Origin of the sequence: Pseudomonas sp. MWU13-2105 (assembly GCF_023242315.1) — a bacterium.
Lineage (GTDB): Bacteria > Pseudomonadota > Gammaproteobacteria > Pseudomonadales > Pseudomonadaceae > Aquipseudomonas.
On the sequence record NZ_JALLIY010000003.1, the window covers coordinates 160,197 to 185,671 of the forward strand.

Sequence of the window (25,475 nt, forward strand, 5' to 3'; positions counted from 1 at the left end):
TCGTTGCTGGCTCAGGCCGGTTGATCGAGTACCGGCGCTTCATTCTCAACCGAGCCGCGATCGAGAAACAGAAACACCACGGCAGCCGTCAGCACGGTGATGACGGTCAGTACCCGTAGCAAGCTGCTGAACGCGGCGCTGTAGCCCTCGGCCAGCGCGGCACGTCCGGCGGCGGGGAGCCATTGTGCCGCGCCGGCCAGGTCGCCAGTGGCCAGATGCTGCGCGGCGCCGACGATGTCCGGCGTCGCCGCGCCGCCGAGATGGCCGGCGGTGAATGCCGACAGCAGCGCCGTGACGACGGCGATGGCGACGCCTTCACCGGCCACCCGGGTGGTGCTGAAGATACCGGTGGCCATGCCGGCGCGCTCCTTGGGCACCACGCTGACCGCCATGCCATCCATCAGGCCCCAGGGCAGGCTGATGCCGACACCGATCACGAACATCGGCCAGGCCAGCGCGGTTGCACTGCTGCCCACCGGCACATGGCTCAACCAGAACAGCCCGGCGGCACACACCAGCAAGCCACTGCCGCACAAGGTGGAGGGCGACAACCAGCGGGTCAGGTAGCCGGCGACAATCGGCAGTACCAGCAGCGGCGCCGATAAAGCGACCAGCAACCAGCCGGCCGCGACCTCGCTCATGCCTTCGATCCCGACGAAACGGATCGGCAGCATGATCAGCAGCACCACGAAGGAATAGGCCGGTGCGGCCGCCAGCAGTTGCACGCCGACGAAGCGCGGGAAGCGGAACAGCGTCAGGTCGAGCATGGGCTGGGCGACACGCTGCTCGATCGCGACGAACGCGACGAAGGACAGCAGCGCGACGGCGAACAACCCGAGCACCAGCGGATCGGCCCAACCGCTTTGCGGTGCCTTGAGGATGGCATAGGTGAAGATCCCCAGCGCCCAGGTGAAAGTGATCGCGCCAGGCCAGTCGATGCCGGCCGCCTCGGGGTTGCGTGACTCATGCATGTAGCGCGTGGCCAGTAGCAGCGAGATGGCCGCCAGCACGGTGATCAACAGGAAGATCACCTGCCAGCCAAACATCTCGATCATCGCGCCGGCGACCACGGGGCCGAACGCCAGGCCGATACCGAAACTGGTGCCGACGAAACTGAAGGCGCGGATGCGTCCGGGGCCGTCGAAGACTTGCGCCAGGGCGGCCATGCCGCCGGAGAAGGCCGCCGCGGCGGCCAGCCCTTGGGTCGCGCGCAGGACGTCGAACAGCGCCAGGCTGTGAGCGAAGGGCAGCGCTGCGGCGAGCAGGGCAAAAGCACTGACGCCGCTGATGAAGACTTTCTTGCGACCATAGTTGTCAGCCAGTGCACCGGCCAGCATCAGGCAGCTACCGAAGGTCAGCATGAAGGCGTTGGTGACCCAGTTCAATTCCATCGGCGAGCCGCCGAAGGTCCGGCCAATGGCCGGCAGGGCAACGGCTGCCGCGGTGAAGTTGAAGGGCATGGTGATGGCCGTGAGACATACGGCCAGCAGAATCAGCCGCTGTTGCAGCAAGAGTGGAATGGACATGTCGAGCGATCCTTGTAGCGGGCGGGTATAGGCGCCCTGGGTGAGTTGGCAGATGGCCGCGATTCGCTGGTTTGCCCGGGCCGTCAGAACATGCAAGGATTTTAAGGAGCGAGTAATCTGGCAAAAAGCGGTAAATATTCCGCCCATATCGGAATAAAAGGATCGAATAGGAGGGGCAGGTGGATCGACTGAGTGGCTTGATGGCCTTTATCCGCACGGCCGAGCTGGGCAGTTTCGTGGCGGCGGGCAGGGTGCTGGGGTTGTCGGCTTCGGCCGTCGGCAAGGGGGTGACCCGGCTCGAACAGCAGTTGGGCGTGCGGCTGTTTCAACGGTCGACCCGCAGTCTCAGCCTGACCGACGAGGGCCGGGTGTTCCAGGAGCGTTGCCGGCGCATCCTCGATGACCTCGATGACGCCCAGGCAACCTTGTCGCAGTCCACGGAAATCCCCCGTGGGCGCTTGCGGATCAGCATGCCGGCGGCCAGCTACCAGCTATTCCAGTCGGTCCTGACGGCGTTCATGGCGCAGTATCCGGATATCGAACTGGATCTCGACTTCAGCGACAAACTGGTGGATGTGATCGAGGAGGGGATGGATATCGTCATTCGCAGCGGCGACCTGCCGGACTCGCGCCTGATGAGCCGACCCTTGCCGGGCGTGCAACCGGTACTCTGTGCCGCGCCGGCCTACCTGGAACGGCAGGGCACGCCGCAGGCCCCGGCTGAGCTGGACGGTCACCTGGCGGTGCGGTTTCGCTACTTCAAGAATGGCAAGCTGCTGGACTTTCCGTTAATGCGCGAGGAGGGCGCGCGGGAGCCTCGGACCCGCACGGTGATGATCAGCAACAATATGGAAATGGTGCTTGCGGCGCTGCTCAAGGGGTTTGGCCTGGGCGTCATCCCGGATTTTCTCGCCCGCGAAGCGCTGGCCGATGGCTCGCTGCGCTGCCTGCTGCATGGCTATCTGATCCCGCCGGACAGCATGAGCATCGTCTGGCCTTCGAGCCGTCAGCTGTCGCGCAAGATTCGCGTGTTCGTGGATTTCATGTGTGAGCACCTTGAGCAGGAGGCGGCGCGGCTGCGCGCGACCATTGCCCAGGAGTGTCTATATTCGCGCAGGAGCAAGAGCCAGCGGGCTCGCGAGGGCGGGTGAGCGCTGATCCGGGGGATCAATCGCTGCCGAGCAGTAACCGGGCGAAATCATCCGAGGCGATAAAGTCCAGGGTCTTGCGCAGTTGCACGGTTTCCTCCTCGCCGAACGCCTGCTCGAAACGACACGACATCCGTTGCGAGATCAGCCGGGCTTCTTCATATTTGCGTCGGCCGTCTTCGGTCAGCAGCACGCGCCGGCTGCGCCGGTCGAGCTCGTCCACCTGCACCAGCACCAGTCCGTCGCGGACCAGCGGCTTGAGGGTATGGCCGAGGGCGGAAAGATCCATTACCAGGCACAGCGCCAGATCACGCATTTTCGGTTGCTCGGCGCGGGCGATATGCGACAGCAGGGAGTACTGGGTAGCCTTCAGGCCGCAAGGTGCGAACGCTTCGTCATAGATTTGTCCCAGGCGCCGGGAGGCACGGCGTACGGCTCCGTTGGCACAACTGCTGGCTTGGCAGTCGTCGGGACTGGGTGGCGCACATTTCAAGGGCTGATCACTCTCAAATGCAAGGGGCGAGCCAGTAATTATGCCTGTGACAGCCCTGAGAACAAGGGTTTTCAGGTCATGGGGCGGAGTCGACATGTCTTGCAATAAATATACTTGCGTATGCCTCTAAAATCTATATCGTGGCATATGCCTCTTTAATGGCCGGATGTCAAAGGAATCTATCGAGCATGACCCACTCATCAGAATACCTGCCACCCAAGGTCTGGACCTGGAGCCGCGAGAATGGCGGCAAGTTCGCCAGTATCAACCGACCGATCGCCGGTGCTACCCACGACCAGGAACTGCCGGTCGGACGTCACCCGTTGCAGCTGTATTCCCTGGCCACGCCCAATGGCCAGAAGGTCACCATCCTGCTGGAGGAACTGCTGGCCCTCGGTCACTCAGGGGCGGAATACGACGCCTGGTTGATCCGTATTGGCGAGGGCGAGCAGTTCGGCAGTGGTTTCGTCAGCGTGAATCCGAACTCCAAGATCCCGGCGTTGATGGATTACAGCGCTGCGCAACCGATCCGGGTCTTCGAATCGGGGGCGATCTTGCAGTACCTCGCCGAGAAGTTCGGCGCGTTCCTGCCGACCGAGCCCGCGGCCCGTGCCGAATGCCTGTCCTGGCTGTTCTGGCAGATGGGCAGCGCGCCCTACCTGGGCGGCGGCTTCGGGCATTTCTATGCTTATGCGCCGACGAAGATCGAATACGCGATCGACCGTTTCGCCATGGAAACCAAGCGCCAGCTCGATGTGCTCGACAAGCAGCTGGCGGTCAGCGAATACATCGCGGGCAGCGAGTACAGCATCGCCGACATCGCGATCTGGCCCTGGTACGGCGGCCTGGTGAAGGGCCGGCTCTACGACGCTGCGGAATTCCTCTCGGTGCAGGACTACCCGCATGTCCAGCGTTGGGCCGATGCCATCGATGTCCGTCCCGCCGTGCAACGCGGACGCATGGTCAACCGGGTCTCCGGGGAGCTCTCCAGCCAGTTGCGCGAGCGCCATGATGCGAGCGATTTCGCCACCCGCACCGAAGACAAACTGGCCGTGGCAAGTGAGTAAACCTCTCGGTCAGGGTGCCCGCGCAAGATAACCAGGCGCTGTGCACCGCGGGCCGGGGGCAAGAGCGTGACAACCGGGAGTGCGCTTATTATAATTTGATTATCATAAGCCGCTCCAGAGTGTCGACACTTCCATGGAAAGCAAGACTGCACGCTTGACCGTCCTCATTGACCCGGTCAAGAAAAAGGCCCTTGAGGAGCTTTGCGCTGCTCAGGACCTGACGCCGTCCCAGGTGGTTCGCCAGCTGATTCGCGACTACCTGGAAACCCACGGTGTTTCCTATTCGACCCAAAGCAAGGCGGTCGGCAAGGGGCAGTAGCGTGCCCCTTGATGACGGGTTGGGCGTTGTTACTGCCCGGCTGGCTTGGCCGCGCTCAGGGCCGAATTGAAGTCGGCATGATAGTGCTCAGGCCCCAGCGCCTGGAGTATCCCGGCCTTGCGCAGCTTGCCGAGGACTTTCTCATTGGCTTCGCACAACTTCACGACAATGCTGCGGTTGCGGAGCTGCTCGATGACTTCGAGCAGGGTCTGCAAGCCCGTGATGTCCATGAAGGGCACGTGATGCAGGCGAATGATCAGGGTCCCGGGGTCGGTGTGCGTCTGCGCCAGGACGCGTTCGAAGGTTTCCGCCGCGCCGAAGAACAACGGCCCCTCGATGCCATACACCAGCACATTCGGTGGCAGTTCGACCTGGCCATTGAGGCGCAGCTCGATTTCCAGGTCCTTGCCGACCATTTTCTGCACTTCCACCGAAGACGCCATCCGCCGCATGAATTGCAGCATGGCGAGAATGACGCCGATATTCACCGCGATGGTCAGGTCGCTGAAGACCGTCAGCAGGAAGGTGATCAGCAGGATCGCGATATCGGCCCGTGGCGCCCGCTGGAGCATGCGCTTGAAGTGTTTCAGCTCGCTCATGTTGTAGGCCACGACAAACAGGATGGCCGCGAGGGCGCAGAGCGGGATATTCGAAGCCAGCGGCGCGAGGAACGAAATCAGCAGCACCAGCGTCAGCGCATGGGCCAATCCGGCCAGCGGGCTGTTGCCGCCGTTGCGGATATTGGTGGCGGTTCGGGCGATCGCCCCGGTGGCAGCAAAGCCGCCGAACAAGGGGCTGAGCAGGTTGGCGATGCCCTGGCCGATCAGCTCCTGGTTGGAGTCATGCCGGGTACCGGCCATGCCATCGGCGACCACCGCCGAGAGTAACGACTCGATGGCGCCCAGCATGGCGATGGCGAACGCCGGGCCAATCAATTCGATGATTCGCGGCAAGGTCACCTCAGGCAGGCTCAATGTCGGCAGCCCTTGGGGGATCCCGCCGAACGCACTGCCGATCGTGGCTACCCCGGAAAATTGGAAAATCGACTGTATGACGGTGGCGGCCACCATCGCGACCAGCGGCCCGGGCACCCGTTTCATCCCGGGTAAGCGCGGCGTGAGCAACACCAGCAGTAGGCTCAGGAGTGCCAGCAGGGTCGTCGCCGGATGAAGGTTCGGTAGCGCTTCGAACAGGTGCCAGAGCCGCTCATGGAAATGCCCGTCGGCGATTTTCGGCAGGCCGAAGAAATCCTTCCATTGGCCGACCCAGATAATCACGCCGATGCCGGCGGTGAAACCGACAATCACCGGGTCGGGGATAAACTTGATAATGGCGCCCAGCCGGGTGATACCGAGCAGCAGCAGGATCGCCCCGGCCATGAACGTGGCGATCTGCAGGCCGTCAATGCCGTAGCGGGCGGTGATGCTGGCGAGGATCACGATGAAGGCGCCGGTGGGGCCGGCGATCTGCACGCGACTGCCACCGAACAAGGACACCAGCAGGCCGCCGACAATGGCGGTGTAGATGCCTTGTTCGGGCTTGACCCCCGAGGCGATGGCAAAGGCCATGGACAGCGGTAGCGCGACGATCCCGACGATAATGCCCGCGACCAGGTTGCGCGGCCAGTGCTTGCGCCCCAGCAATCCGGACTTCCACGCTTCTCGTATCGCAATCATGACGCTTACTCCGCAGGGGTCATGTGCATAACATTAACATGTGATGATAATAAAAGAGCAATAGGATTCCTGCAATTCCCGGCGCTGCCGGCCCCCCCCGGTCGCCATCGTGGATCAGCCGACGCGACCGGCAATCAGCCGCAACCAGGGCGGCAGGTGGAAGGCGCTCATGATCAGGTACATCGTCACCATGCCGTTCAGCGCCCATGGTCCCGGCATGGCGGCACAGGCCATTTCGCTGCGGGCGTCGCTGGCCGTGAGCAGCGCCATGATGGCGAAGGTTGGCGCGCCCGCCAGGCCCAGCCAGTCGGCCAGGCCCAGCGCATGGCTGACGGGCGCTCCTGTCAATGGGGTTGCCTTTGTTCGACTGGACAAGGACATGCTGCCTACTCCTGGTCGTATTCGTCGTGGCGACGCCACCAGATGCCCTGTTCATTACGGCCCCTGGGCGCGCGGTCGAGCCACTGATACATGCCCCAGATGCCATCCACCCCACGAGCATAGGCGGAGTAGGTGTGGTAGACCTCGCCCTTTTCGAGCACGAAGGCACTGATACCGGGCCTGTCACGAGTGTAGGTGGCGATGTCGGTGCCGGTCGTCGCGGCGATCCGGGCAATCGGACTTTCGCTGCCTTGCAACTGCCATTCCTGGATGGTCTGGCCGCGCGGCGGTCCGGCCAACGGTGCCTCGCGCAGATAGTTATAGACGATGCCACCCTCGCGCTGCTGTTCTTCGCTGAACCAGACGCTGAAGTCGCTGTTGAAATCGCTGCCAAACGAGCTGGCCCAGTCGAAGCTCCAGTCCATGCGCTGCTTGAACGCCTGCAGCTTGGCCAGCGGTGCCCGCGAGATCGCGGTAAAGGCGACATCATGGTGTTCGAGATGGACAACGATGCCATTGAAACCATCGGCGATCGAGGAACAGGACGGACAGCCGGCGCTGTAATCAGGCCCGAACATGAAGTGGTAGACGAGGAGCTGCGAGCGGCCCTTGAACAGATCCGGCAACGCGACGCTGCCCGCCGGGGTATCGAAGCGGTAGGCCTTGTCGATCCGGACCCAGGGCAGTGCCTGGCGGCGCCGGGCCAGGGCGTCGCCGCGCCGGGTCAGGTCCTTTTCATCCGCGAGCAGTTCGAGTCGCGCCGCCAGCCATTCTTCGCGGGTACCTATCTTTTGTGTGGTCATCATGGTTCTCCATTTGCCATTGCTCGTCGTACCATCGGTCGTACGAGCGCTTACCGGGTGGTCGTGAACAGGCTATGGCGGGCCCAGCGGATGGTGGGAGTGACAAGTTTGGCGGGATCGCCATGGACGCGATGATCGCGGCGGCGGCGCGGCTGCTCGCCAGCGGTGATGTCCTCGGCGCCTTGAAGCGGGTGGCCCTGCGCGATGACGGGCCCGGGCTTGCGCTGCGTGGTATTGCCATGGCGCAGTTGGGTGATCTGGTCCGTGCAAGGGCACTGCTCAAGCTGGCCGCTCGTGCCTTCGCTCCACAGGAGGCGGTGGCGAGGGCGCGCTGCGTCGTCGCCGAAGCCGAGATCGCGCTGGTGTCGCGTGACCTGGGCTGGCCTGCCGAGAGCCTCGCCCAGGCGCGGGCGGTTCTCGAGGCCCATGGCGACCGCTTGAATGCCGCGCATGCGTGTCACCTCGAAGTCCGGCGCCTGCTGTTGACCGGTCATCTCGACCAGGCCGAACTTCGCCTGGCCGAGCTTGAGCCGAGCAGGCTTGCGCCGCCATTGCGCAGCGCTTACGAGTTGGTTCGCGCCGGGATCGCCATCCGCCGCCTGCACACGGCGACGGCGCGTGCTGCGCTGTGGCGGGCGGAACATGCCGCGCGTGCGGCAGGCATTGGCTCACTCGCCGCCGAAGTCGAAAGTGTCTCCCAACTGCTGCAAATGCCTGCGGCACGTCTGATCGCGCGGGGTGAGGAGCGCTTCCTGCTGCTGGAGGAGGTCGAGGCACTGTTCGCCTCGGCGGCGCTGGTGGTGGATGCCTGCCGCTACACGGTGCGTAAGGGCAACATCCAGGTATCGCTGGCGACTCGGCCGATCTTGTTCGTGTTGCTCCGTGCCCTGGCCGAGAACTGGCCAGGCGCTGTTTCGCGCCAGGCCCTTATCGCCCGGGCCTTTCGGGGCAAGCAGGCCGATGAATCGCATCGAGTTCGGCTGCGGGTCGAGCTCGGCCGGCTGCGGGGCCAGATTCGCGCCTTCGCGCAAGTGAGGGCGACGGCGGAGGGCTTTGTGCTCACGTTGCAACAGGCCCATGAGGTGGTCATCCTGGCGCCACCGGTCGAGGAACGGCATGGCCGTGTGCTCGCGCTTTTGGCCGATGGCGAATCGTGGTCGAGTTCGGCCCTGGCGATGGCCCTGGGGACCAGCCCGCGCACGGTGCAGCGAGCACTCGATGAGCTGGCGGCGGCGGGCAAGGTGCAAGGTTTCGGCCGTGGGCCGGCGCGCCGCTGGACGCTGCCGTCGGTGCCGGGATTCCCGTCAACCTTGTTACTCCCGGGGCCGCCGAGCAACGGCTAGACTGAGGTCATGAAAAACTCTCAAGCTGAAATCCTGCGTGAATATGGGCCTTTTCCGGGGGCCGACTCGATTGCTGGGGTGACCTATGACGGCCAGCACGTGTGGTTTGCCTCGGGCGACCGGCTCAACGCCCTGGACCCGGAAACCGGGGCACTGGTGCGTTCGATTGATATCGCCGCACAGGCCGGTACCGCGTTCGATGGCCAGTATCTGTTCCAGATCGCCGAAGGCCGTATCCAGAAGGTCGATCCGCGCACCGGTGAAGTGCTTTCGAGCATCCCGGCGCCCGGCAATGGCGGCGATTCCGGGCTGGCCTGGGCCGAGGGGACGCTCTGGGTCGGGGAGTATCAGGGGCGCAGGATCCACCAGGTCGATCCTGAAACCGGTACGGTCCTGCGGATTATCGAATCGAAGCGCTTCGTCACGGGGGTGACCTGGGTCGATGGCGAGCTTTGGCATGGCACCTGGGAGGACGACAAGAGCGATGTCCGGCGGGTTGATCCGCAGACGGGCGCACTGCTGGAACGCATCGCCATGCCCGCAGGCGTGGGGGTGTCGGGGCTTGAGTCGGATGGCCAGGAGCGGTTTTTTTGTGGCGGCGGGAACAGCGGCAAGATCCGAGCGGTCCGTCGACCAGGATAAGCCCCGGGCGATCAAGCCAGGATAACCTCCTTGAATCCGGCTTTCAGGGTCTCGAACGCGGCCTCGTCGCTGGCCCGCTGATTGGTCACCAGCACGTCGATGCGTTCCGTCGGGCAGAAGCTGATACGGCTCTGCACGCCCAGCTTGCTGTAGTCGGCGAGGATCACCACCCGTTCGGCGTGCTCGACCATGGCCCGGGCCACTTCGCTCTCGCGGTGGTCGTAGTTGCTGGCGCCGTGGTGGGCGTCCACCCCGACCGGCGAGAGCAGTGCGAGATCGGCGCGATAGCGGCCGATTTCCGCCACCGTGGTTGCGCCCACCGTGGCCGGTGCGCGGTCGCCAAGGGAGCCGCCGAGGATGATCACTTCGTTGTGCTGGCTACCCGGCGTGCTGCCGCCGCGCAGTTGCAGCGCGACGTTGAACGAGTTGGTGATCACGGTCAGCCCGCCCAGCTTGGCCAGCTCCTGGGCAAGAATCTCCGTGGTGGTGCCGGCGTCGATAAAGATCGTCTGCCCATGGCTGAGCAAACTCACCGCGGCACGGGCCAGGTCACGCTTGAACTTGACGTTGATATGGGCCCGCTCGGCAATCGGCGCCTCGTCCTCGACCGTGATCGCGCCACCGTGGATGCGTTTCAACTCGCCCAGGGCTTCCAGCGCCACCAGGTCACGCCGCACGGTTTCGCGGGAAACATTCAGTTCCGTGACGATGCGGTCGGTGGTCACGCGCTGCAAGGTTGCCAGCAGCGCACGAATCCGCTGGTAACGCTCTTCTTGCCACATGCCTCATGTCCTTGCGTTGGGATCAGTATCCGAGCACGCATTGTGGGAGGCGGGGGAGCGCTGTCAAGTTCGGCGGCCGATTACCGTCGGTCAGAAAGTGTCGATGTGCCATAAATGTGTAATATTGTGGCATTGTTGTATTTATATGCATTTGGCGCTAGCCTCGTCGCCGGGCGGCCCGTCCCCTGCGCCCTTGTCTTGAAACACGCTCTCGCCGTCGCCCCGTTTGCGACCATTCTTCTAATTCCAGGAGTTATGCCATGCAGCGTCGCCAGTTTCTGAACACCCTTGCCGCCGTTTCCGTTGTCAGTCCCTTGTTGTTGAGCAGTCGTTTTGCCGAAGCCTCCACCTCCAAGGCGGTGCCGAGCGCATTGGACCCGGCGCGCTGGTCGCCGCTGAACCAGAAACGCCTGCAGGCGGTGATCGACCAGCACGGCGTGAAGAGTGCGTCCTATCACCCGGACAAGCGCCCGTACGCGGTGTTCGACTGGGACAACACCTGCATCATGAATGACTGTGAAGAGGCGCTGCTGGTCTACCAGATGAACCATTTGCAGTACAAACTCAGCCCCGACGAGTTTGCCGCTGTGTTGCGCCAGGACGTGCCGAACGGCCCGTTCATGAAGGACTACGTCACGGTCGATGGCAAGCCTGTGAACATGGAGGACATCGCCGCCGACGTCGAGGCCGACTACCGCTGGCTGCACGCCAACTACCAGGGCCTGGCCGGCAGCAAGAGCCTCGAGGAAATCCAGGCCAGCGATCAGTTCAAGGACTTCTTCACCAAGCTGTACTTCATGTATGACGCGATCTGCGACAGCTATCCGGTGGAGATCGGCTACAAGTGGATCATCTACTTCTACAAGAACATGACCACCGCCGAGTTGCAGGCGATGGCCGAGGCCTCCAACAACCACGACCTCGGTGACGGCCTGCGCAAGGTCAAGTACGAGAGCCCGCGCAGCTTGCCGGGCAAGGCCGGGGTGGTCGCCGACACGCACTTCCATGGCATCCGTATCCATGAGGAAATCCGTGGCCTGATGCACACGCTGCGGGCCAACGGCATTGACGTGTATGTCAGCACCGCGTCCATCGATGACGTGGTCCGGGTATTCGCCGGCAATCCCAACTACGGTTATGGCGTGCCGCCGGAAAACGTGATCGGCCTGCGCCTGGCGATGAAAGACGGCAAGTACGACAGCAGCTACCTGCCAGGCTGGCACTTCAACTACGGCCCGGGCAAGACCGTCGGCATCAAGAATGTGCTGGTGGCGAAGAAGGGTTATGGCCCGGTGCTGGTGGCCGGCGACAGCGACGGCGATGCCTGGATGCTGCGTGACTTCAACGACACTGCCGTGGGCGTGATCGTCAACCGCATGAAAAAGGGCGAGATCGGTGCCGACAGCCAGAAGGCCGCCGAGCAGTTGGGCAAGGCGGACGCCCGTTTCGTCCTGCAGGGCCGCGATGAGCAGACCGGGTTGATGATCCCGGATGAAAAGTCGATCAAATATGGCAAGACCGAGCGCAAGCTGCTGGCGTAAGTCGGTCGGCTCGCGGGTGGCGCAAGGCTGCCCGCGGGTCGCGGTAATGAGCGTGTTGACCCTTTCCTGAAAAGACAGTGCGATGTGCACTGTTCCGCTACGACTTCCTCCTGGTCGCCATTGTCACCCTGGAAACTCGAACGTAACGAGGGGGCGACAGCACCGATCCGATGCGGCTCAGGCGTCGGGATCAGTCTTTTGCGGGGGACGTACTACACTGGTGGAGTAATCGGTGTCCCCTACAACTGAACGTTCTGGCAGCCTGGCCTCGGAGTGGTTTCATGAAGACAAGGAACATCAGGTTGACCCTCAGATCGGCCCTTGGTTTCGGCCTGATCTGCCTTCTGCTGATCAGCCTCGGGCTGACCTCCTTGTATCGGATGAAGGAGATCCACGATGCCTCGCTGAAGCTGCAAACCGACTGGTTGCCGAGTGTGCGCCAGGCCAGTCGTATCCAGAATGCCGGGCAACTCTACCGCCTTGATGCGCGTCGCTTTGTCATGGATGAAGAGCGCCTGGGCAAAAGCTCCATGGACAAATTGCAGGCGCTGAAAGTCGCCCTGAGCCAGGAAACCGAAAAATACACATCGCGGGTTTCCAGCCCCGAGGAAAAACGCCTTTATGACCAGGTCGTCGTTAATGTGCGCAATTATCAGGACCTGATCGATCAACTGGTAGGCATGAGCCAGACCGCGTCCTTCGAGAGCATGACCCACTTCATTCGCGACACCACCAGCGAAGCGGCGAAAAAGCTGCAGACTTCGATCGAAGCGCTGATGGCCATCAACGAGGAGGGCGCCGAGCGTTCGGGGCAGGTGGCCAACGCCAGCTATGACAGCGCATTCCTGCTGACGCTGGTATTCATGGTGCTGGCCCTGGTGATCACCTGCGCGGTGGCGCTGCTGTTCACCCGCAGTATCGCGCAGCCGATCAATGCCTTGCGCCTGTCGATGCAGAAAATCGCCGACGGTGACCTGAAGAGTAAGGTGGAGGTCAGCGGACGGGATGAAATCACCGACTTGCAGACAGTCGCGGCCGCCATGCGCTCGAGTCTCAAGAACACCATCGAACATATCTCCGACTCTTCCCGGCAACTGGCCTCGGCGGCTGAGCAGATGAGCGCGATTACCCAGGAATCGACGGCGGGTATTCAAAAGCAGAGCATTGAAACCGACCAGGCCGCCACCGCTGTCAACCAGATGACCGCCGCCGTCGAGGAGGTGGCCAGGAATGCCGTTTCGGCATCCCAGTCCACCCAGGCTTCGGAAAGCTCGGCACGGATCGTCCAGGATCGGGTCGATGAAACCATAGGTTCCATCGAGCGCTTGAGCAGTCGTGTCGAACAGACCAAAACCGATATAGAAGGCTTGGCCGGGCAAGCCCTGCATATTGCCAAGGTCCTCGACGTGATCGGCGCCATCGCCGAGCAGACCAACCTGCTGGCGTTGAACGCCGCCATCGAAGCCGCGCGGGCTGGCGAGCAGGGCCGTGGCTTTGCGGTGGTGGCGGATGAGGTACGTGCCCTGGCCCATCGGACCCAGCAGTCGACCCAGGAAATCGAGCAGATGGTCAAGGGTATCCAACTCGATTCGAAGAAGGCCGTGGAGTCGATGAACCACAGCAGCGAAGAAACCCGGGTGACCCGCTCGCTGGCCCACGAGACGGGCCAGGCAATCAAGGAAGTGACCCTGTCGATTGCGCATATCAATGAAAAGAACCTGCTGATTGCCACGGCGTCCGAGCAGCAGGCGCAGGTGTCCAGGTCGGTCGACCGCAACCTGGTGAGCATTCGCGATCTATCCATTCAAAGCTCGTCGGCCGCCAGCCAGACATCTATCGCCAGTAGCGAACTGTCCAAACTGGCGGGCAGCCTGAATCACCTGATCTCGCGGTTTTCACTGTAGCCGGACCTCCAGCGAGGCGCTTCAGGGTGATGGGAAACCAGGACGTTGGTCATGCTAAAACAGATACAGGTGAGCGAGCTTCGTGTCGGCATGTATGTGCAATCCTTTTGCGGCTCGTGGATGGATCACCCGTTCTGGCGCAGTCACTTTCTGCTCGATAACGAAGAGGACCTGCGGAAAATCCGTGCCTCCGGTCTCGCCGCGCTCTGGATAGATACCAGCCAGGGGCTGGACATCCAGGCCGAGGAGTTGCCTTCGCCAGCCGTGCCGACGCTCGAACCGCTGCTGATCCCGGCACAGGAGCGCCCACGCCAGCGTCCGCGGATTGCCATGAGCGATGAGGTGATCCAGGCCTTGAGCCTGTGTGCCCGGACCAAGGCCGCGGTACTGAGCCTGTTCAGTGACCTGCGCATGGGCCGGGCGGTTCATCCCGAGCAGATTACCCGCCTGATCGCCGATATCTCGGATTCGCTGATCCGTCACCCCGATGCATTGATCAGCCTGGCCCGGCTCAAGACCAGCGATGAATACACCTATATGCATTCGGTGGCGGTGTGTGCCCTGATGATGAGCCTGGCCTACCGGCTGAACCTGCCCGCGGGCCTGGTGAAAGAGGCCGGCATGGCCGGCATCCTCCACGAAGTGGGCAAGATGATGGTGCCGGCGGAGTTACTCAATAAAGCCGCGCCGCTCACTGAAGCCGAATTCGACAGCCTGCGCCGACATCCCGAGATCGGCGCGAAGCTGCTGCTCGATACCCACCATTTCAGCCCGCGGGTGGTGGATGTCTGCCTGCATCATCACGAGAGAGTCGATGGCAGCGGTTATCCGCACAAGCTCTGCGGCACGCAGATCAGCCTGTTTTCGCGGATGGCCGCGGTGTGTGACAGCTATGACTCGGTGACCTCCGAGCGCCATGGCAAGCAGGCCTGGACGGCGGCCGAGGCCATTCGAAAAATGGCCGATCAAAAAGGCCAATTCGATGAGCAGGTCTTCCATGCCTTTGTCCGCTGCATCGGGATCTATCCGGTGGGGGCGCTGGTGCTGTTGCACAGCGGTCGCCTGGCGATCGTCATGGAACAACACGAGCAATCATTGCTGACCCCGCGGGTGAAGGTGTTTTACTCGGCGAAACTGCGAATGCCGATCGCGCAGAGCGTCATCGATCTCGCCGTGGTCGGCGAACAGGACTCGATCGCCAGCCTGGAGTCGCTCAAGAAGTGGGGGTTCAAGCACCTGGACGAGCTGTGGTCGGGCATTTCCATCGGCAAGCAGTCGATTTTCAATACCGCCTAGGGGTCAGGTCGTGGCCGGAACCGCCAGCGCGCTTACCAGGAAATCGATGAAGGCCCGGGTCTTCTGCGGCACCCGGCGCGACGAGGGGTAGACCGCGTTGATGCTGATCGCCGGGGCCTGCCATTCGCACAGCACCGGGACCAGGGTACCGGCGGCCAGGGCATCTTCGACGATAAAGTCCGGCAGCAGGGCGATGCCCATGCCGGCTTGCGCCGCCTGGGCCAGCAGGTCGCCGTTGTTGGCGTGTAGCGGTCCGGTGACATTGACCCGCTGGGTTTCCTTGCCATTGCTCAGCTGCAGGCTGACGCCGCTTTGCAGGTAACCGTAGTTCAGGCATTGGTGGGCCGTCAGCTCCTTCGGCGTTCGCGGTGTGCCGGCTCGTGCCAGGTAGGCAGGCGAGGCCACCATGACCCGGGGCGCTGGGGCCAGCAGACGGGCGACCAGGGACGAGTCCGGCAGGCTGGCGATGCGGATGGTGACATCGAAGCCACCGCGCACCGGGTCGACTTGCTGGTCGCTGAGCACCAGTTGCAGTTCCACGTTCGGATGCTGCTGGTGAAACAGCGGGATCAGCGGCCCCAGCCGCCGCAGGCCGAAGGACATGGGCGCGTTGACCCGCAGCACGCCGCGTAATTCACCGACGCCATCACGGGCCCGTTGTTCGGTTTCATCCAGGGCTGCGAGCAGCTCGCGGGCCGCCTCATAGTATTCCGCGCCGGCCTCGGTCAGGTGCAGGCTGCGGGTGGTGCGTTGCAGCAGTTGCACACCAATGGCCTCTTCCAGCGCCTGGATCTGCTTGCTGACTTTCGAACGCGGTACATCCATGGCCCGGGCCGCGGCGGCAAAGCCATTGGCGCCGACGGTGGCGACGAAAGCGCGCATGCAGTCGATACGATCCATATTGTCTCTTTTCCAGAATCAATGCCCGAGCGATTCTAGGACGTTGTCTTGAGCTTATCCAGCACCTGGAAGGGCGCGCGCCGAGGGTATTGCCGGGTTGGGCATTCTGTAAAAAATTTCATTTTGCGGGGAACAGACCGAAGTACACCGCTCGATAGGATGAGTCCAGGTCAGCAAGAACACCAGCTGGCCCATTCAAACTATTGGAGAGTGACTGATGAAATCCCTGAAAGCGTTGTTGATCGTAACCCTGATGACTGCCTCTGTTGCGGCCATGGCCGAAGGCGGCAGCGATAAGGTCGTGGCGCGCATGGAGGCGGCTCGTGATGTTTCCATGGCCCATTACCAGCAGTCTGAAAAAGCCCAGGCCGTGGCCGCCGGCAAACAGGCCGGGGCCGATAGCGTCGATCGCACCAACTGACGGTGGGGGTCGGCGGTCGGGCCGAGAGGCCGGCCGGTTCGCCCCGCAGGCGTTTGACGCCTGTCGAGGGGCGCCGGATCAGGAAACAAGCAGCATCAAGCGGGTCGCTGACTGGCCGTGTGGCAGCAGGACCCGAAGCGAGTATTGTCCCGGGTAGCGGAGTAGCCGACTGCCCGGGTCGCCTTGGGCGAGAGTAAAGCGGCGGTTACCGAGCCAGCAAGGCTTCGAGCTTTTCCTGGTCACGGGCAAACTGGCGAATGCCCTCGGCGAGTTTCTCGGTGGCCATGGCGTCTTCGTTGGAGGCCCAGCGGAACTGCGCTTCAGTCAGGTTCAGGCGCGGCTCACCGGCCGCCCCCGGCAGCAGCCGACGTTCCAGCTGGCCTTCGTCCTGGCCGAGCTTTTCCAGCAGGTCCGGGCTGATGGTCAAACGGTCGCAACCGGCCAGTTGTTCGATCTGGTTGAGGTTGCGGAAGCTCGCGCCCATGACTACGGTCTTGTAGTCGTTGGATTTGTAGTAATTGTAGATGCGCGTTACCGACTGCACGCCCGGATCGTCGGCACCGCTGTATTCATTACCGGTGGACTTCTTGTACCAGTCGTAGATACGGCCCACGAACGGCGAGATCAGGAACACCCCGGCATCGGCGCAGGCCGCGGCCTGGGCGAAGGAGAACAGCAGGGTCAGGTTGGTCTGGATGCCATCCTTTTCCAGCTTCTCGGCGGCACGGATGCCTTCCCAGGTCGAAGCCAGCTTGATCAGCACGCGGTCACGGCTGACACCGGCCTTGTCGTACAGCTCGATCAACTGGTGGGCCTTGCTCAGCAGCGCGCTTTCATCGAAGGACAGGCGAGCGTCGACTTCGGTGGAAATGCGCCCGGGAATCGCTTTGAGAATGCCACTGCCGACGGACACCGCGAAATGATCGCAAGCCAGGCCGACATCGCCCTTGGCGTGGGCCACGGCGGCCTTGAGCAGGTCGGCGTAGCCTGGCAGCGCCGCGGCCTTGAGCAGCAACGAAGGGTTGGTGGTGGCGTCGACGGGCTTGAGGCGGGTGATGGCGTCGAGGTCGCCGGTGTCCGCGACCACGGTGGTGAATTGCTTGAGTTGTGCAAGCTTCGAAGTCATGAGCGTCTCTGTCGGGAAGGGCGTGGATCCATGCACTGATTGAGTGCGGCTGCGGTGAAAAGTTCTGTCAGTCGAATGCCTTCAAGAATGCCGCCGAACCAGGGGTTTGCGCAACCCAAAGTGTAGGACGGTTCAGGTTTGTGTAGCGGGCATCAGCGTGGCGATCAGGGCGCGGATGGTCCCGGGCAGGGCTTCCAGTTCGCGCACCAGAATACTGCGCTCGCGAATTGCCCAGGGTTCGTCCAGGGCCACGGTCACCAGTTCCATGGTCCGGCTGTGCCGCACGGCGGCGGACTCGGGAATGATGCCGATACCGACGCCGGCTTCGACCATGCGGCAGATCGCCTCGAAACTCGAGACCTGGATACGCAGCGACAAGGTCTTGCCGAGCCGTTCGACATGCTCGCGCAAAAAGCTTAGCAAGGTGCTGCCTTCGTGCAGGCCGATATGCTGGAACGCCAGGGTCTGGCCGAGGGTCACCGACTGTTGTGTCGCCAACGGGTGGTCCACCGGCACGATCAGCGCCAGGCGGTCGGTGCTGAAGTGCATCACCTGCAGGCCGCTGGCTTCCACCGGGCCGGCGATGATGCCCATGTCGGTGGTGCCATCGAGTACGCCGCGGACGATATCCCGTGACAGCCGCTCCTGCAGGTCCACCGTCACCCCGGGGCGTTGCGAGAGAAAACCGGCCAGCACTTCCGGGAGGAACTCGGTCACCGCCGTGGTGTTGGCGAAGATGCGGATATGCCCGGCGGAATCGCCGCCATAGCTGGTGAACTCGCTTTTCAGGTAATCGACCTGGCGCATGATCAATCGCGCATGTTGCAACAGGCGCTGGCCGGCCGGGGTGACTTCCACGCCACGGCTGTCGCGGTACAGCAGGCGGGTGTCGAGTTGGCCTTCCAGGGCCTTGATCCGCGCGCTGGCGGCGGCCGGCGAGAGAAAGGCGCGCCGGGCGCCCTGGGTCAGGCTCGGCGATTCGGCGATATGGATGAAGAGGCGTAGATCCGCCAGGTCGAAATGCATGGGGCGACTCCGGTCAGGGCCAGCGGCTGGGAGGTTGGCGTTCAGCATAACTGAACGCCGGCTTATAGAAATGCAAATTCTCGGAACGGGCGGCACCTTGCATCATCGGTTCATGACAACAACCGGCAAGGAGAAAACCTTCCATGAGTGTGACGGATCTGAGTGCCTGGCTAGGACGGACCGAAGAAGCCCATGACCAATTGAGCCGTAATCTGCTCAAGCGTATCGCCGCGACCTTTGGCGAATCGGCCCCGGCCCATGGCGAGGCGTTGCCGCCGCTGTGGCAATGGTGTTTCTTCCAGGAGCCGGTGGCCGAGAGCCTGTTGGGCGGTGACGGTCACCCGGCCCGTGGTGGCTTCCTGCCGCCAGCGGACAATCGCAATCGCATGTGGGCCGGCGGGCGTCTCGAGTTTTTCGAGCATCTGCGTGCTGGTCACGATGCCACCCGGCTGTCGACCATCAGCCATATCGAGGAAAAGCACGGCCGCAGCGGTGCGTTGCTGTTCGTCACCGTACGGCATGAATACTCCCAGGACGGCCGGCTGGCGATTCGCGAAGAGCAGGACATCGTCTACCGCGAACCCACGCCGCCCAAGCAGAGCAGTGGCGAAGCACTGATCGAGGGTGAGTGGCGCGAAGCCGTGGAGCCGACGCCGACGCTGCTGTTTCGCTACAGCGCCGTGACCTTCAACGGTCACCGCATCCATTACGACTTCCCTTATGTCACCGGCACCGAAGGCTATTCGGGCCTGGTGGTGCATGGTCCGATGATCGCGACCCTGAACCTGCGGGCGTTCTGCCGGGCCAACCCGCAAGCGACCCTGCGGCGCTTTTCCTATCGCGGCGTGCGCCCGTTGATTGCCCCGCAACCCTTCGAAGTCGGCGGCCGGATCCTCAGTCCCGGGGTTGCCCAAGTATGGGCCGGCAACGCCGCCGGCCTGGCCCAGCAGGCTGAAGTGCACTTCGACTGACAATAAAAAAAAGGCTATCACCCCGATGAATCCGAATAACAACGAAGAACTCAATGCCATTCGCGAGGGCGTACGTGCTCTATGCGCCGAATTCGATGCGGCTTACTGGCGCAAGGTCGATGAGGAAAAGGGTTTTCCCGAAGCTTTCGTCAAGGCACTGACCGACGCCGGCTGGCTGGCGGCGCTGATTCCGGCCGAATACGGCGGCTCCGGCCTGGGCCTGGCCGAAGCCTCGGTGATCCTTGAAGAAGTGAACCGCTGCGGCGGCAACTCCGGCACGGTGCACGGCCAGATGTACAACATGTTTACCCTGCTGCGCCACGGCAGCGCGGCGCAGAAAAGCTTCTACCTGCCGAAGCTGGCCAGTGGCGAGTTGCGCCTGCAATCGATGGGCGTCACCGAACCCACCACGGGTACCGACACCACCAAGATCAAGACCACCGCGGTCAAGCGTGGCGACAAGTATGTGATCAATGGGCAGAAGGTCTGGATCTCGCGGGTCCAGCATTCCGACCTGATGATCCTGCTGGCCCGGACCACGCCCCTGGCCGAGGTGCAGAAGAAGTCCGAGGGCATGTCGATTTTCCTGGTCGACCTGCGCGAGGCCATCGGCAACGGCCTGACGGTGCAGCCGATCGCCAATATGGTCAACCACGAGACCAACGAGCTGTTCTTCGACAACCTGGAAATCCCGGCCGACAGCCTGATTGGCGAAGAAGGCAAGGGCTTCCGCTACATCCTCGACGGCCTGAATGCCGAACGCACGCTGATCGCCGCCGAGTGCATCGGCGACGGTCGCTGGTTTATCGAAAAAGCCAGCGCCTATGCCCGCGACCGGGTGGTGTTCGGCCGGCCCATCGGGCAGAACCAGGGCGTGCAGTTCCCGATTGCCGAAGCGCATATCGAGATCGAGGCCGCCGATCTGATGCGCTGGCGCGCCTGCGAGGAATACGACAGCGGGCAGAACGCCGGGGCCAGCGCCAACATGGCCAAGTACCTGGCGGCCAAGGCGTCCTGGGAAGCGGCCAACGCCTGCCTGCAGACCCACGGCGGTTTCGGCTTTGCCTGCGAATACGACGTCGAGCGCAAGTTCCGCGAGACCCGCCTGTACCAGGTAGCGCCGATCTCCACCAACCTGATCCTGTCCTACGTGGCCGAGCACCTGCTCGAACTGCCGCGCAGCTTCTGAGGAACCGAGCATGAGCCATACCCAAGCCCTTTGCGAATTCCTTGCCGGCCTGCGTTATGAGCAGGTGCCGCCAGCGGTGTTCGAACGCACTGAAGACCTGTTCCTCGATTGGTTGGCCTCGGCCCTGGCCAGCCAGGGCGCCCACCCGATTCCGCTGTTCGAGGCCTATGCGCGCAAGATGGGGCCGACGGACGGTCCGGCGCGGATCCTGGTCAATGGCCAGGGCAGCTCGGCGTATTTCGCCGCCCTGGTGAACGCCGCGTCGTCCCATCTGGTGGAGCAGGACGACCTGCACAACAGTTCCGTGCTGCACCCGGCCACGGTGGTGTTCCCGGCGGCCCTGGCGGCGGCCCAGGACCTGGGCAAGTCCGGTCGCGAGTTGCTGCTGGCGGCGGTGGCCGGTTATGAGGCGGGGATTCGTATCGGTGAGTTCCTTGGCCGTTCCCACTACCGGATCTTCCACACCACGGCCACTGTCGGCACCCTGGCGGCGGCGGTCGCCGTGGGCAAGCTGATGGACTTCGACCAGGAGCAGTTCAGCAACTTGCTGGGCAGCGCCGGCACCCAGGCCGCCGGGCTCTGGGAGTTCCTCCGTGATGCCGCCGACTCCAAGCAGTTGCATACCGCCAAGGCGGCCGCGGATGGTTTGTTGGCAGCTTACCTGACGGCTGATGGCCTGACTGGCGCGCGCAATATTCTCGAAGGCGACCAGGGCCTGGCCGCCGGCATGTCCAGCGATGCCGATCCGACCAGGCTGTCCGACCGCCTGGGCAGCCGTTGGGCGCTGGTGGAAACCTCGTTCAAGTTCCATGCCTCCTGCCGCCATACCCATCCGGCCGCCGATGCGCTGTTGGAGCTGATGAGGCAGGAAGGCTTGGGCCATGAACAGATCCAGCATGTGGAAACCCGGGTGCATCAGGGCGCCATCGATGTGCTGGGACGGGTCAAGGTGCCGCAGAGCGTGCACCAGGCCAAGTTCTCCATGGGCACCGTACTGGGCCTGATCGCCGTGCACGGCAAGGCCGGCCTGCCGGAGTTTCACCAGCTGTCATTGACCGATCCGGCGGTCTCGGCGTTTCGCCAGAAGGTCAGCATGAGCCTGGATCCGGAAGTTGACGCTGCCTATCCCCAACGCTGGTTGGGCCGGGTGGTGCTCAGCACGGTTGACGGACGGACCCTGTACGGCGCGATCAATGAGCCCAAGGGCGATCCCGGCAACAGCCTGTCGCGGGCCGAGTTGGAAGACAAGTTCCGTCGTCTGCTGCAGTTCTCCGGCGCGCGTTCGCCCGAGCAGGCCGAAGGCTTGATCCGCCAGGTCTGGGACCTGCGCAACACTACTGACTTGAAGGAGCTGCGCTGATGACTACGGCAGCAAATACCGCGGCACCGCGCCCGTTGGACGGCATCACCGTGATCAGTCTCGAACACGCGATTGCCGCGCCGTTCTGCACGCGCCAACTGGCGGATCTGGGCGCACGGGTGGTGAAGATCGAGCGCCCCGGCAGCGGCGACTTTGCCCGCGGCTATGACGAGCGTGTTCGCGGCCTGGCTTCGCACTTCGTCTGGACCAACCGTTCCAAGGAAAGCCTGACCCTGGACCTCAAGCAGGATCAGGCCGGCGGTATTCTCGACAATCTGCTGGGGCAGGCCGACGTCCTGGTGCAGAACCTCGCGCCGGGGGCGGCCGCGCGCATGGGCTTGTCCTTCGACGCCCTGCACGAGCGCTTTCCGCGGTTGATCGTTTGCGATATTTCCGGTTATGGCGAGGGTGGCCCTTATGAGAAGAAAAAGGCCTACGACCTGCTTATCCAGAGCGAGGGCGGTTTTCTTTCGGTGACCGGCGGGCCGGGCGAGGAGGAACTGGCCAAGGCCGGCTGTTCCATCGCTGATATCTCCGCCGGCATGTACGCCTACAGCGGCATCCTCTCGGCCTTGTTGCTGCGGGAGAAAACCGGCGAGGGTAGCCGCATCGACGTCAGCATGCTGGAAAGCCTGGTGGAGTGGATGGGCTACCCGATGTATTACGCCTTCGACGGTGCCGCGCCACCGCCACGGGCCGGCGCGGCACATTCGACTATCTATCCCTATGGCCCGTTTCCGGCGGGCGACGGCGGCACGGTGATGCTCGGCTTGCAGAACGAGCGTGAATGGGCGGCGTTCTGCGACAAGGTGCTGCTGACCCCGGAGTTGGCGGTGGACGAGCGTTTTTCGGCCAACTTCAAGCGTTCGGCCAATCGCGAGGTGTTGCGCCAGATCATCGTCGACAGCTTTGCCCGGCTCAGCACCGGGCAGGTGATTGCCCGGTTGGAAGAGGCGCAGATCGCCAATGCCCGGGTCAATGACATGCAGGGCGTGTGGGAGCACCCGCAGCTCAAGGCCCGGGATGGTTGGCGCGAAGTCGGGAGTCCGTCGGGGAAACTGCCGGCACTGCTGCCGCCGGCGCGCAACGCGGCGTTTGCGCCGCGAATGGATGCGGTGCCGGGGTTGGGCGAGCACACCGCGGCGATTCTTGGCGAGCTGGGGTTTTCCGCCGAGGCGATGGAGCAGCTGCGGGCTGATGGTGTGGTCTGAGGCCATACACCTTGTGGCGAGCGGGCTTGTCGGAACGCCGCATCGCCGCCCTGGATTGCGAAGCAGCCCTGAAACCTGCGACTAGGTTCTGCCTGACACAATGAAGTCGCTGATCTTAGGGCCGCTTCGCAGCCCAACGGGGGCAAGCCCCCTCGCCACAGGTTTATTGCCAACCGGTTGATATGAATTAAAACAAGGAACACAGCATGTCCTCATCCATTGCCCGCTCCGCGCTCTTCGTGCCCGGCAGCCGTCCCGAGCGTTTCGCCAAGGCCCTGGCCAGCGGCGCCGATGCCGTGATTGTCGACTTCGAAGATGCCGTCGAAGAACCGCTCAAGCGAGCCGCCCGCGACCACCTCGGACAGTTTCTCAGCGCCAATCCCCAGGCCCGGGTCCTGGTCCGCGTCAATGCCCCGGACCACGTCGAGCACAGCGCCGACCTGGGGTTCTGCAAACAACACCCCGGTGTCAGCGGCGTGCTGCTGCCCAAGGTCGAGAACGCGACTCAGGTCGGCGCCGTGGCGGCGACCGGCAAACCGGTCTGGCCGATCATCGAAAGTGCCCGGGGCCTGTTGAACCTGGCTGAAATCGCCGGCGCCCCTGGCGTCGAGCGCCTGTCCTTCGGTGGCCTGGACCTGGCCCTGGACCTCAATCTGAGCAGCGGTTCGGACGCCGCGCAGTTCGCCCTCGACCAGGCCCGCCTGGCGCTGATCGTGCATTCGCGCGTCGCTGGCCTGGTCGCGCCACTGGACGGCGTACATCCGGCCATCGACGACCCCGAGGGGCTGCGCCGCTCGATCCGCCATGCCTATGAAATGGGCTTTGCCGGCGCGCTGTGCATCCATCCCCGGCAGGTGCCGGTGATCCACGCCGCCCTGGCGCCGAGCGCCGCAGACCTGGCCTGGGCCCGGCGCGTGGTGGACGCCGGCAGCGCTGGCGCCGGGGCCTATCAGGTCGACGGGCAGATGGTCGACGCGCCGGTGTTGTTGCGGGCCCGGCGCTTGCTGGCACTGGGGTAGGGCACAAGCGCGGGGGTGACAGGCCGCTCCCGGCCCGGTAATCGGATGCTTCGTCGCCCTCAACCTTCGGTAATCAACCCAGGGTTAATGGCGCGTTCATCTGGGCCGAACGCAGGTACTCAGAATTCGAAATTCTCTATACGCGTGGCTTTAGGCAACCTGCCTACAACACAACAATAAGAAGGTGACTTACATGTTCAAGTTGACCCGGGCGCTGTTCTGCGCCGCCACCTTGCTCACCGCCGGCCTGGCGCAGGCGGCCGAGCCCATCGTGATCAAGTTCGCCCACGTTGTCGCGGAAAATACGCCCAAGGGCCAGGGCGCGCTGTTGTTCAAGAAGCTTGCCGAAGAACGCCTGCCGGGCCGGGTCAAGGTCGAGGTCTATCCCAACTCGTCGCTGTTCGGCGATGGCAAGGAAATGGAAGCCCTGCTGCTCGGTGATGTGCAGATGCTGGCGCCGTCCCTGGCCAAGTTCGAGCAGTACACCAAGCAGATCCAGATCTACGACCTGCCGTTCCTGTTCAACGACATGGCTGCCGTCGACCGCTTCCAGGCGGCCCAGGGCAAGGCATTGCTGACGGCGATGCAGGGCAAGGGCATTCTCGGCCTGGCCTATTGGCACAACGGCCTGAAACAGATTTCCGCGAACAAGGCCCTGCATGTCCCGGGCGATGCCCGTGGCCTGAAATTCCGCGTCCAGGCTTCCAGCGTGCTGGAGGAGCAGTTCAAGGCGATTCGCGCCAATCCACGGAAGATGAGCTTCGCCGAGGTTTACCAGGGCTTGCAGACCGGCACCGTCAATGGCACCGAGAACACCTGGTCGAACTATGAAAGCCAGAAGGTCAATGAGGTGCAGAAGTACTTCACCGAGTCCAACCACGGCCTGATCGACTACATGGTGATCACCAACAGCAAGTTCTGGGATGGCCTGCCGCCGGATATCCGTGGCGAGCTGGAAAAAATCATGGCCGAAGTCACCGTCGAAGTGAACAAGCAGGCCGAAGCCCTGAACCAGAGCGCCAAGCAGAAGATCGTCGACGCCAGGACCAGCGAAGTCATCGCGCTTAACCCGCAAGAGCGCGGGCAATGGCGTGAGGCGATGAAGCCGGTGTGGAAGAAGTTCGAGGGTGATATCGGCGCCGACCTGATTGACGCGGCGGACAAGTCCAACCAGCCCTGATGGTGGTTGCGAACAGCGAACACCTGTAGGAGCGCAGGTCGACGCTCGATTGCCGGCGATGGCGCCCGGATAAGCGATGCAAGGCGCGCGGGCCTCTTCGCGGGCAAGCCGGCTCCTGCAGATGTGATCGTGTCCAGACCTGATTGATCGG

Annotated in this window: 24 protein-coding genes; 15 read left to right on the forward strand and 9 right to left on the reverse strand. The window is 63.3% G+C overall.

What is annotated here, in order from left to right; genetic code table 11:
• Window positions 1-11 precede the first annotated feature (11 nt).
• Window positions 12-1,526 (reverse strand): MFS transporter, encoded by a 1,515-nt coding sequence (locus tag M5B96_RS05545; protein WP_248795642.1) that lies wholly within the window; start codon window positions 1,524-1,526, stop codon window positions 12-14.
• Between the two features lie 179 nt (window positions 1,527-1,705).
• Between M5B96_RS05545 and M5B96_RS05550 the strand changes: the two genes are divergently transcribed.
• On the forward strand, window positions 1,706-2,677 hold the full coding sequence (locus M5B96_RS05550) for a LysR family transcriptional regulator (protein ID WP_248795644.1): 972 nt from the start codon (window positions 1,706-1,708) through the stop codon (window positions 2,675-2,677).
• 16 nt (window positions 2,678-2,693) lie between these two features.
• On the opposite strand, the gene M5B96_RS05555 is transcribed toward M5B96_RS05550, so the two are convergent.
• Window positions 2,694-3,167: a MarR family winged helix-turn-helix transcriptional regulator gene (locus M5B96_RS05555; protein WP_248795646.1), complete on the reverse strand. Its 474-nt coding sequence runs from the start codon at window positions 3,165-3,167 to the stop codon at window positions 2,694-2,696.
• Between the two features lie 188 nt (window positions 3,168-3,355).
• Here M5B96_RS05555 and yghU point away from each other — a divergent pair, with 188 nt between their 5' ends.
• Both yghU and M5B96_RS05565 read left to right on the forward strand, forming a co-directional pair.
• Window positions 3,356-4,234, forward strand: coding sequence for a glutathione-dependent disulfide-bond oxidoreductase (yghU, locus tag M5B96_RS05560; RefSeq protein ID WP_248795648.1), 879 nt, complete (start codon window positions 3,356-3,358; stop codon window positions 4,232-4,234).
• A 133-nt stretch (window positions 4,235-4,367) separates the two neighbouring features.
• Window positions 4,368-4,553: a ribbon-helix-helix protein, CopG family gene (locus tag M5B96_RS05565; RefSeq protein ID WP_218222959.1), complete on the forward strand. Its 186-nt coding sequence runs from the start codon at window positions 4,368-4,370 to the stop codon at window positions 4,551-4,553.
• A gap of 29 nt (window positions 4,554-4,582) precedes the next feature.
• Here M5B96_RS05565 and M5B96_RS05570 read toward each other — a convergent pair whose 3' ends face one another.
• From M5B96_RS05570 to M5B96_RS05580, 3 genes are all read right to left on the reverse strand, one after another.
• Window positions 4,583-6,229 (reverse strand): SulP family inorganic anion transporter, encoded by a 1,647-nt coding sequence (locus M5B96_RS05570; RefSeq protein WP_248795650.1) that lies wholly within the window; start codon window positions 6,227-6,229, stop codon window positions 4,583-4,585.
• Between the two features lie 114 nt (window positions 6,230-6,343).
• Window positions 6,344-6,577 (reverse strand): hypothetical protein, encoded by a 234-nt coding sequence (locus tag M5B96_RS05575; RefSeq protein WP_248795653.1) that lies wholly within the window; start codon window positions 6,575-6,577, stop codon window positions 6,344-6,346.
• Window positions 6,578-6,615: 38 nt separating this feature from the next.
• Window positions 6,616-7,413 (reverse strand): DUF899 domain-containing protein, encoded by a 798-nt coding sequence (locus M5B96_RS05580; protein WP_248795655.1) that lies wholly within the window; start codon window positions 7,411-7,413, stop codon window positions 6,616-6,618.
• Window positions 7,414-7,535: 122 nt separating this feature from the next.
• Between M5B96_RS05580 and M5B96_RS05585 the strand changes: the two genes are divergently transcribed.
• Together M5B96_RS05585 and M5B96_RS05590 are read left to right on the forward strand one after the other, a co-directional pair.
• The gene (locus M5B96_RS05585) at window positions 7,536-8,756 is read left to right on the forward strand and encodes a helix-turn-helix domain-containing protein (RefSeq protein ID WP_248795658.1); all 1,221 of its coding nucleotides are present in this window, start codon (window positions 7,536-7,538) and stop codon (window positions 8,754-8,756) included.
• A 9-nt stretch (window positions 8,757-8,765) separates the two neighbouring features.
• Complete coding sequence (locus tag M5B96_RS05590) at window positions 8,766-9,398, forward strand: PQQ-binding-like beta-propeller repeat protein (RefSeq protein ID WP_248795660.1); 633 nt, start codon at window positions 8,766-8,768, stop codon at window positions 9,396-9,398.
• A gap of 11 nt (window positions 9,399-9,409) precedes the next feature.
• Here M5B96_RS05590 and M5B96_RS05595 read toward each other — a convergent pair whose 3' ends face one another.
• Complete coding sequence (locus M5B96_RS05595) at window positions 9,410-10,180, reverse strand: DeoR/GlpR family DNA-binding transcription regulator (RefSeq protein WP_248795663.1); 771 nt, start codon at window positions 10,178-10,180, stop codon at window positions 9,410-9,412.
• Between the two features lie 260 nt (window positions 10,181-10,440).
• Between M5B96_RS05595 and M5B96_RS05600 the strand changes: the two genes are divergently transcribed.
• The 3 genes from M5B96_RS05600 to M5B96_RS05610 all read left to right on the forward strand — a co-directional run bounded on the left by M5B96_RS05600 (window position 10,441) and on the right by M5B96_RS05610 (window position 14,921).
• Window positions 10,441-11,721 carry an HAD family hydrolase gene (locus tag M5B96_RS05600; RefSeq protein ID WP_248795665.1) on the forward strand — a complete coding sequence of 427 codons (1,281 nt, stop codon included), beginning with the start codon at window positions 10,441-10,443 and terminating at the stop codon, window positions 11,719-11,721.
• A 281-nt stretch (window positions 11,722-12,002) separates the two neighbouring features.
• Window positions 12,003-13,625: a methyl-accepting chemotaxis protein gene (locus M5B96_RS05605; protein ID WP_248795667.1), complete on the forward strand. Its 1,623-nt coding sequence runs from the start codon at window positions 12,003-12,005 to the stop codon at window positions 13,623-13,625.
• A gap of 51 nt (window positions 13,626-13,676) precedes the next feature.
• Window positions 13,677-14,921: an HD-GYP domain-containing protein gene (locus M5B96_RS05610; protein WP_248795669.1), complete on the forward strand. Its 1,245-nt coding sequence runs from the start codon at window positions 13,677-13,679 to the stop codon at window positions 14,919-14,921.
• Window positions 14,922-14,924: 3 nt separating this feature from the next.
• Here the strand turns inward: M5B96_RS05610 and M5B96_RS05615 are convergent, their stop codons facing one another.
• Complete coding sequence (locus M5B96_RS05615) at window positions 14,925-15,821, reverse strand: LysR family transcriptional regulator (protein ID WP_248795670.1); 897 nt, start codon at window positions 15,819-15,821, stop codon at window positions 14,925-14,927.
• Window positions 15,822-16,038: 217 nt separating this feature from the next.
• Here M5B96_RS05615 and M5B96_RS05620 point away from each other — a divergent pair, with 217 nt between their 5' ends.
• Window positions 16,039-16,242: a co-regulatory protein PtrA N-terminal domain-containing protein gene (locus M5B96_RS05620; RefSeq protein WP_248795672.1), complete on the forward strand. Its 204-nt coding sequence runs from the start codon at window positions 16,039-16,041 to the stop codon at window positions 16,240-16,242.
• Window positions 16,243-16,447: 205 nt separating this feature from the next.
• Here the strand turns inward: M5B96_RS05620 and tal are convergent, their stop codons facing one another.
• Both tal and M5B96_RS05630 read right to left on the reverse strand, forming a co-directional pair.
• Window positions 16,448-17,368 (reverse strand): transaldolase, encoded by a 921-nt coding sequence (gene tal / locus M5B96_RS05625; protein WP_248795673.1) that lies wholly within the window; start codon window positions 17,366-17,368, stop codon window positions 16,448-16,450.
• A 132-nt stretch (window positions 17,369-17,500) separates the two neighbouring features.
• Window positions 17,501-18,394 (reverse strand): LysR family transcriptional regulator, encoded by an 894-nt coding sequence (locus M5B96_RS05630; RefSeq protein ID WP_248795674.1) that lies wholly within the window; start codon window positions 18,392-18,394, stop codon window positions 17,501-17,503.
• A 143-nt stretch (window positions 18,395-18,537) separates the two neighbouring features.
• On the opposite strand from M5B96_RS05630, the gene M5B96_RS05635 reads away from it, so the two are divergent.
• The 6 genes from M5B96_RS05635 (at window position 18,538) to M5B96_RS05660 (ending at window position 25,324) form a co-directional block, all read left to right on the forward strand.
• Window positions 18,538-19,365: a MaoC family dehydratase N-terminal domain-containing protein gene (locus tag M5B96_RS05635; protein WP_248795675.1), complete on the forward strand. Its 828-nt coding sequence runs from the start codon at window positions 18,538-18,540 to the stop codon at window positions 19,363-19,365.
• Window positions 19,366-19,390: 25 nt separating this feature from the next.
• Window positions 19,391-20,554, forward strand: a complete 1,164-nt coding sequence (locus tag M5B96_RS05640) for an acyl-CoA dehydrogenase family protein (protein ID WP_248795676.1) — start codon at window positions 19,391-19,393, stop codon at window positions 20,552-20,554.
• A gap of 10 nt (window positions 20,555-20,564) precedes the next feature.
• On the forward strand, window positions 20,565-21,914 hold the full coding sequence (locus M5B96_RS05645; RefSeq protein WP_248795677.1) for an MmgE/PrpD family protein: 1,350 nt from the start codon (window positions 20,565-20,567) through the stop codon (window positions 21,912-21,914).
• On the forward strand, window positions 21,914-23,125 hold the full coding sequence (locus M5B96_RS05650) for a CaiB/BaiF CoA transferase family protein (protein ID WP_248795679.1): 1,212 nt from the start codon (window positions 21,914-21,916) through the stop codon (window positions 23,123-23,125). Before M5B96_RS05645 ends, M5B96_RS05650 begins: the two co-directional genes overlap by 1 nt.
• 206 nt (window positions 23,126-23,331) lie before the next feature.
• On the forward strand, window positions 23,332-24,144 hold the full coding sequence (locus M5B96_RS05655; RefSeq protein ID WP_248795682.1) for an HpcH/HpaI aldolase/citrate lyase family protein: 813 nt from the start codon (window positions 23,332-23,334) through the stop codon (window positions 24,142-24,144).
• Between the two features lie 193 nt (window positions 24,145-24,337).
• On the forward strand, window positions 24,338-25,324 hold the full coding sequence (locus tag M5B96_RS05660) for a TRAP transporter substrate-binding protein (protein WP_248795684.1): 987 nt from the start codon (window positions 24,338-24,340) through the stop codon (window positions 25,322-25,324).
• Window positions 25,325-25,475: the final 151 nt, after the last annotated feature.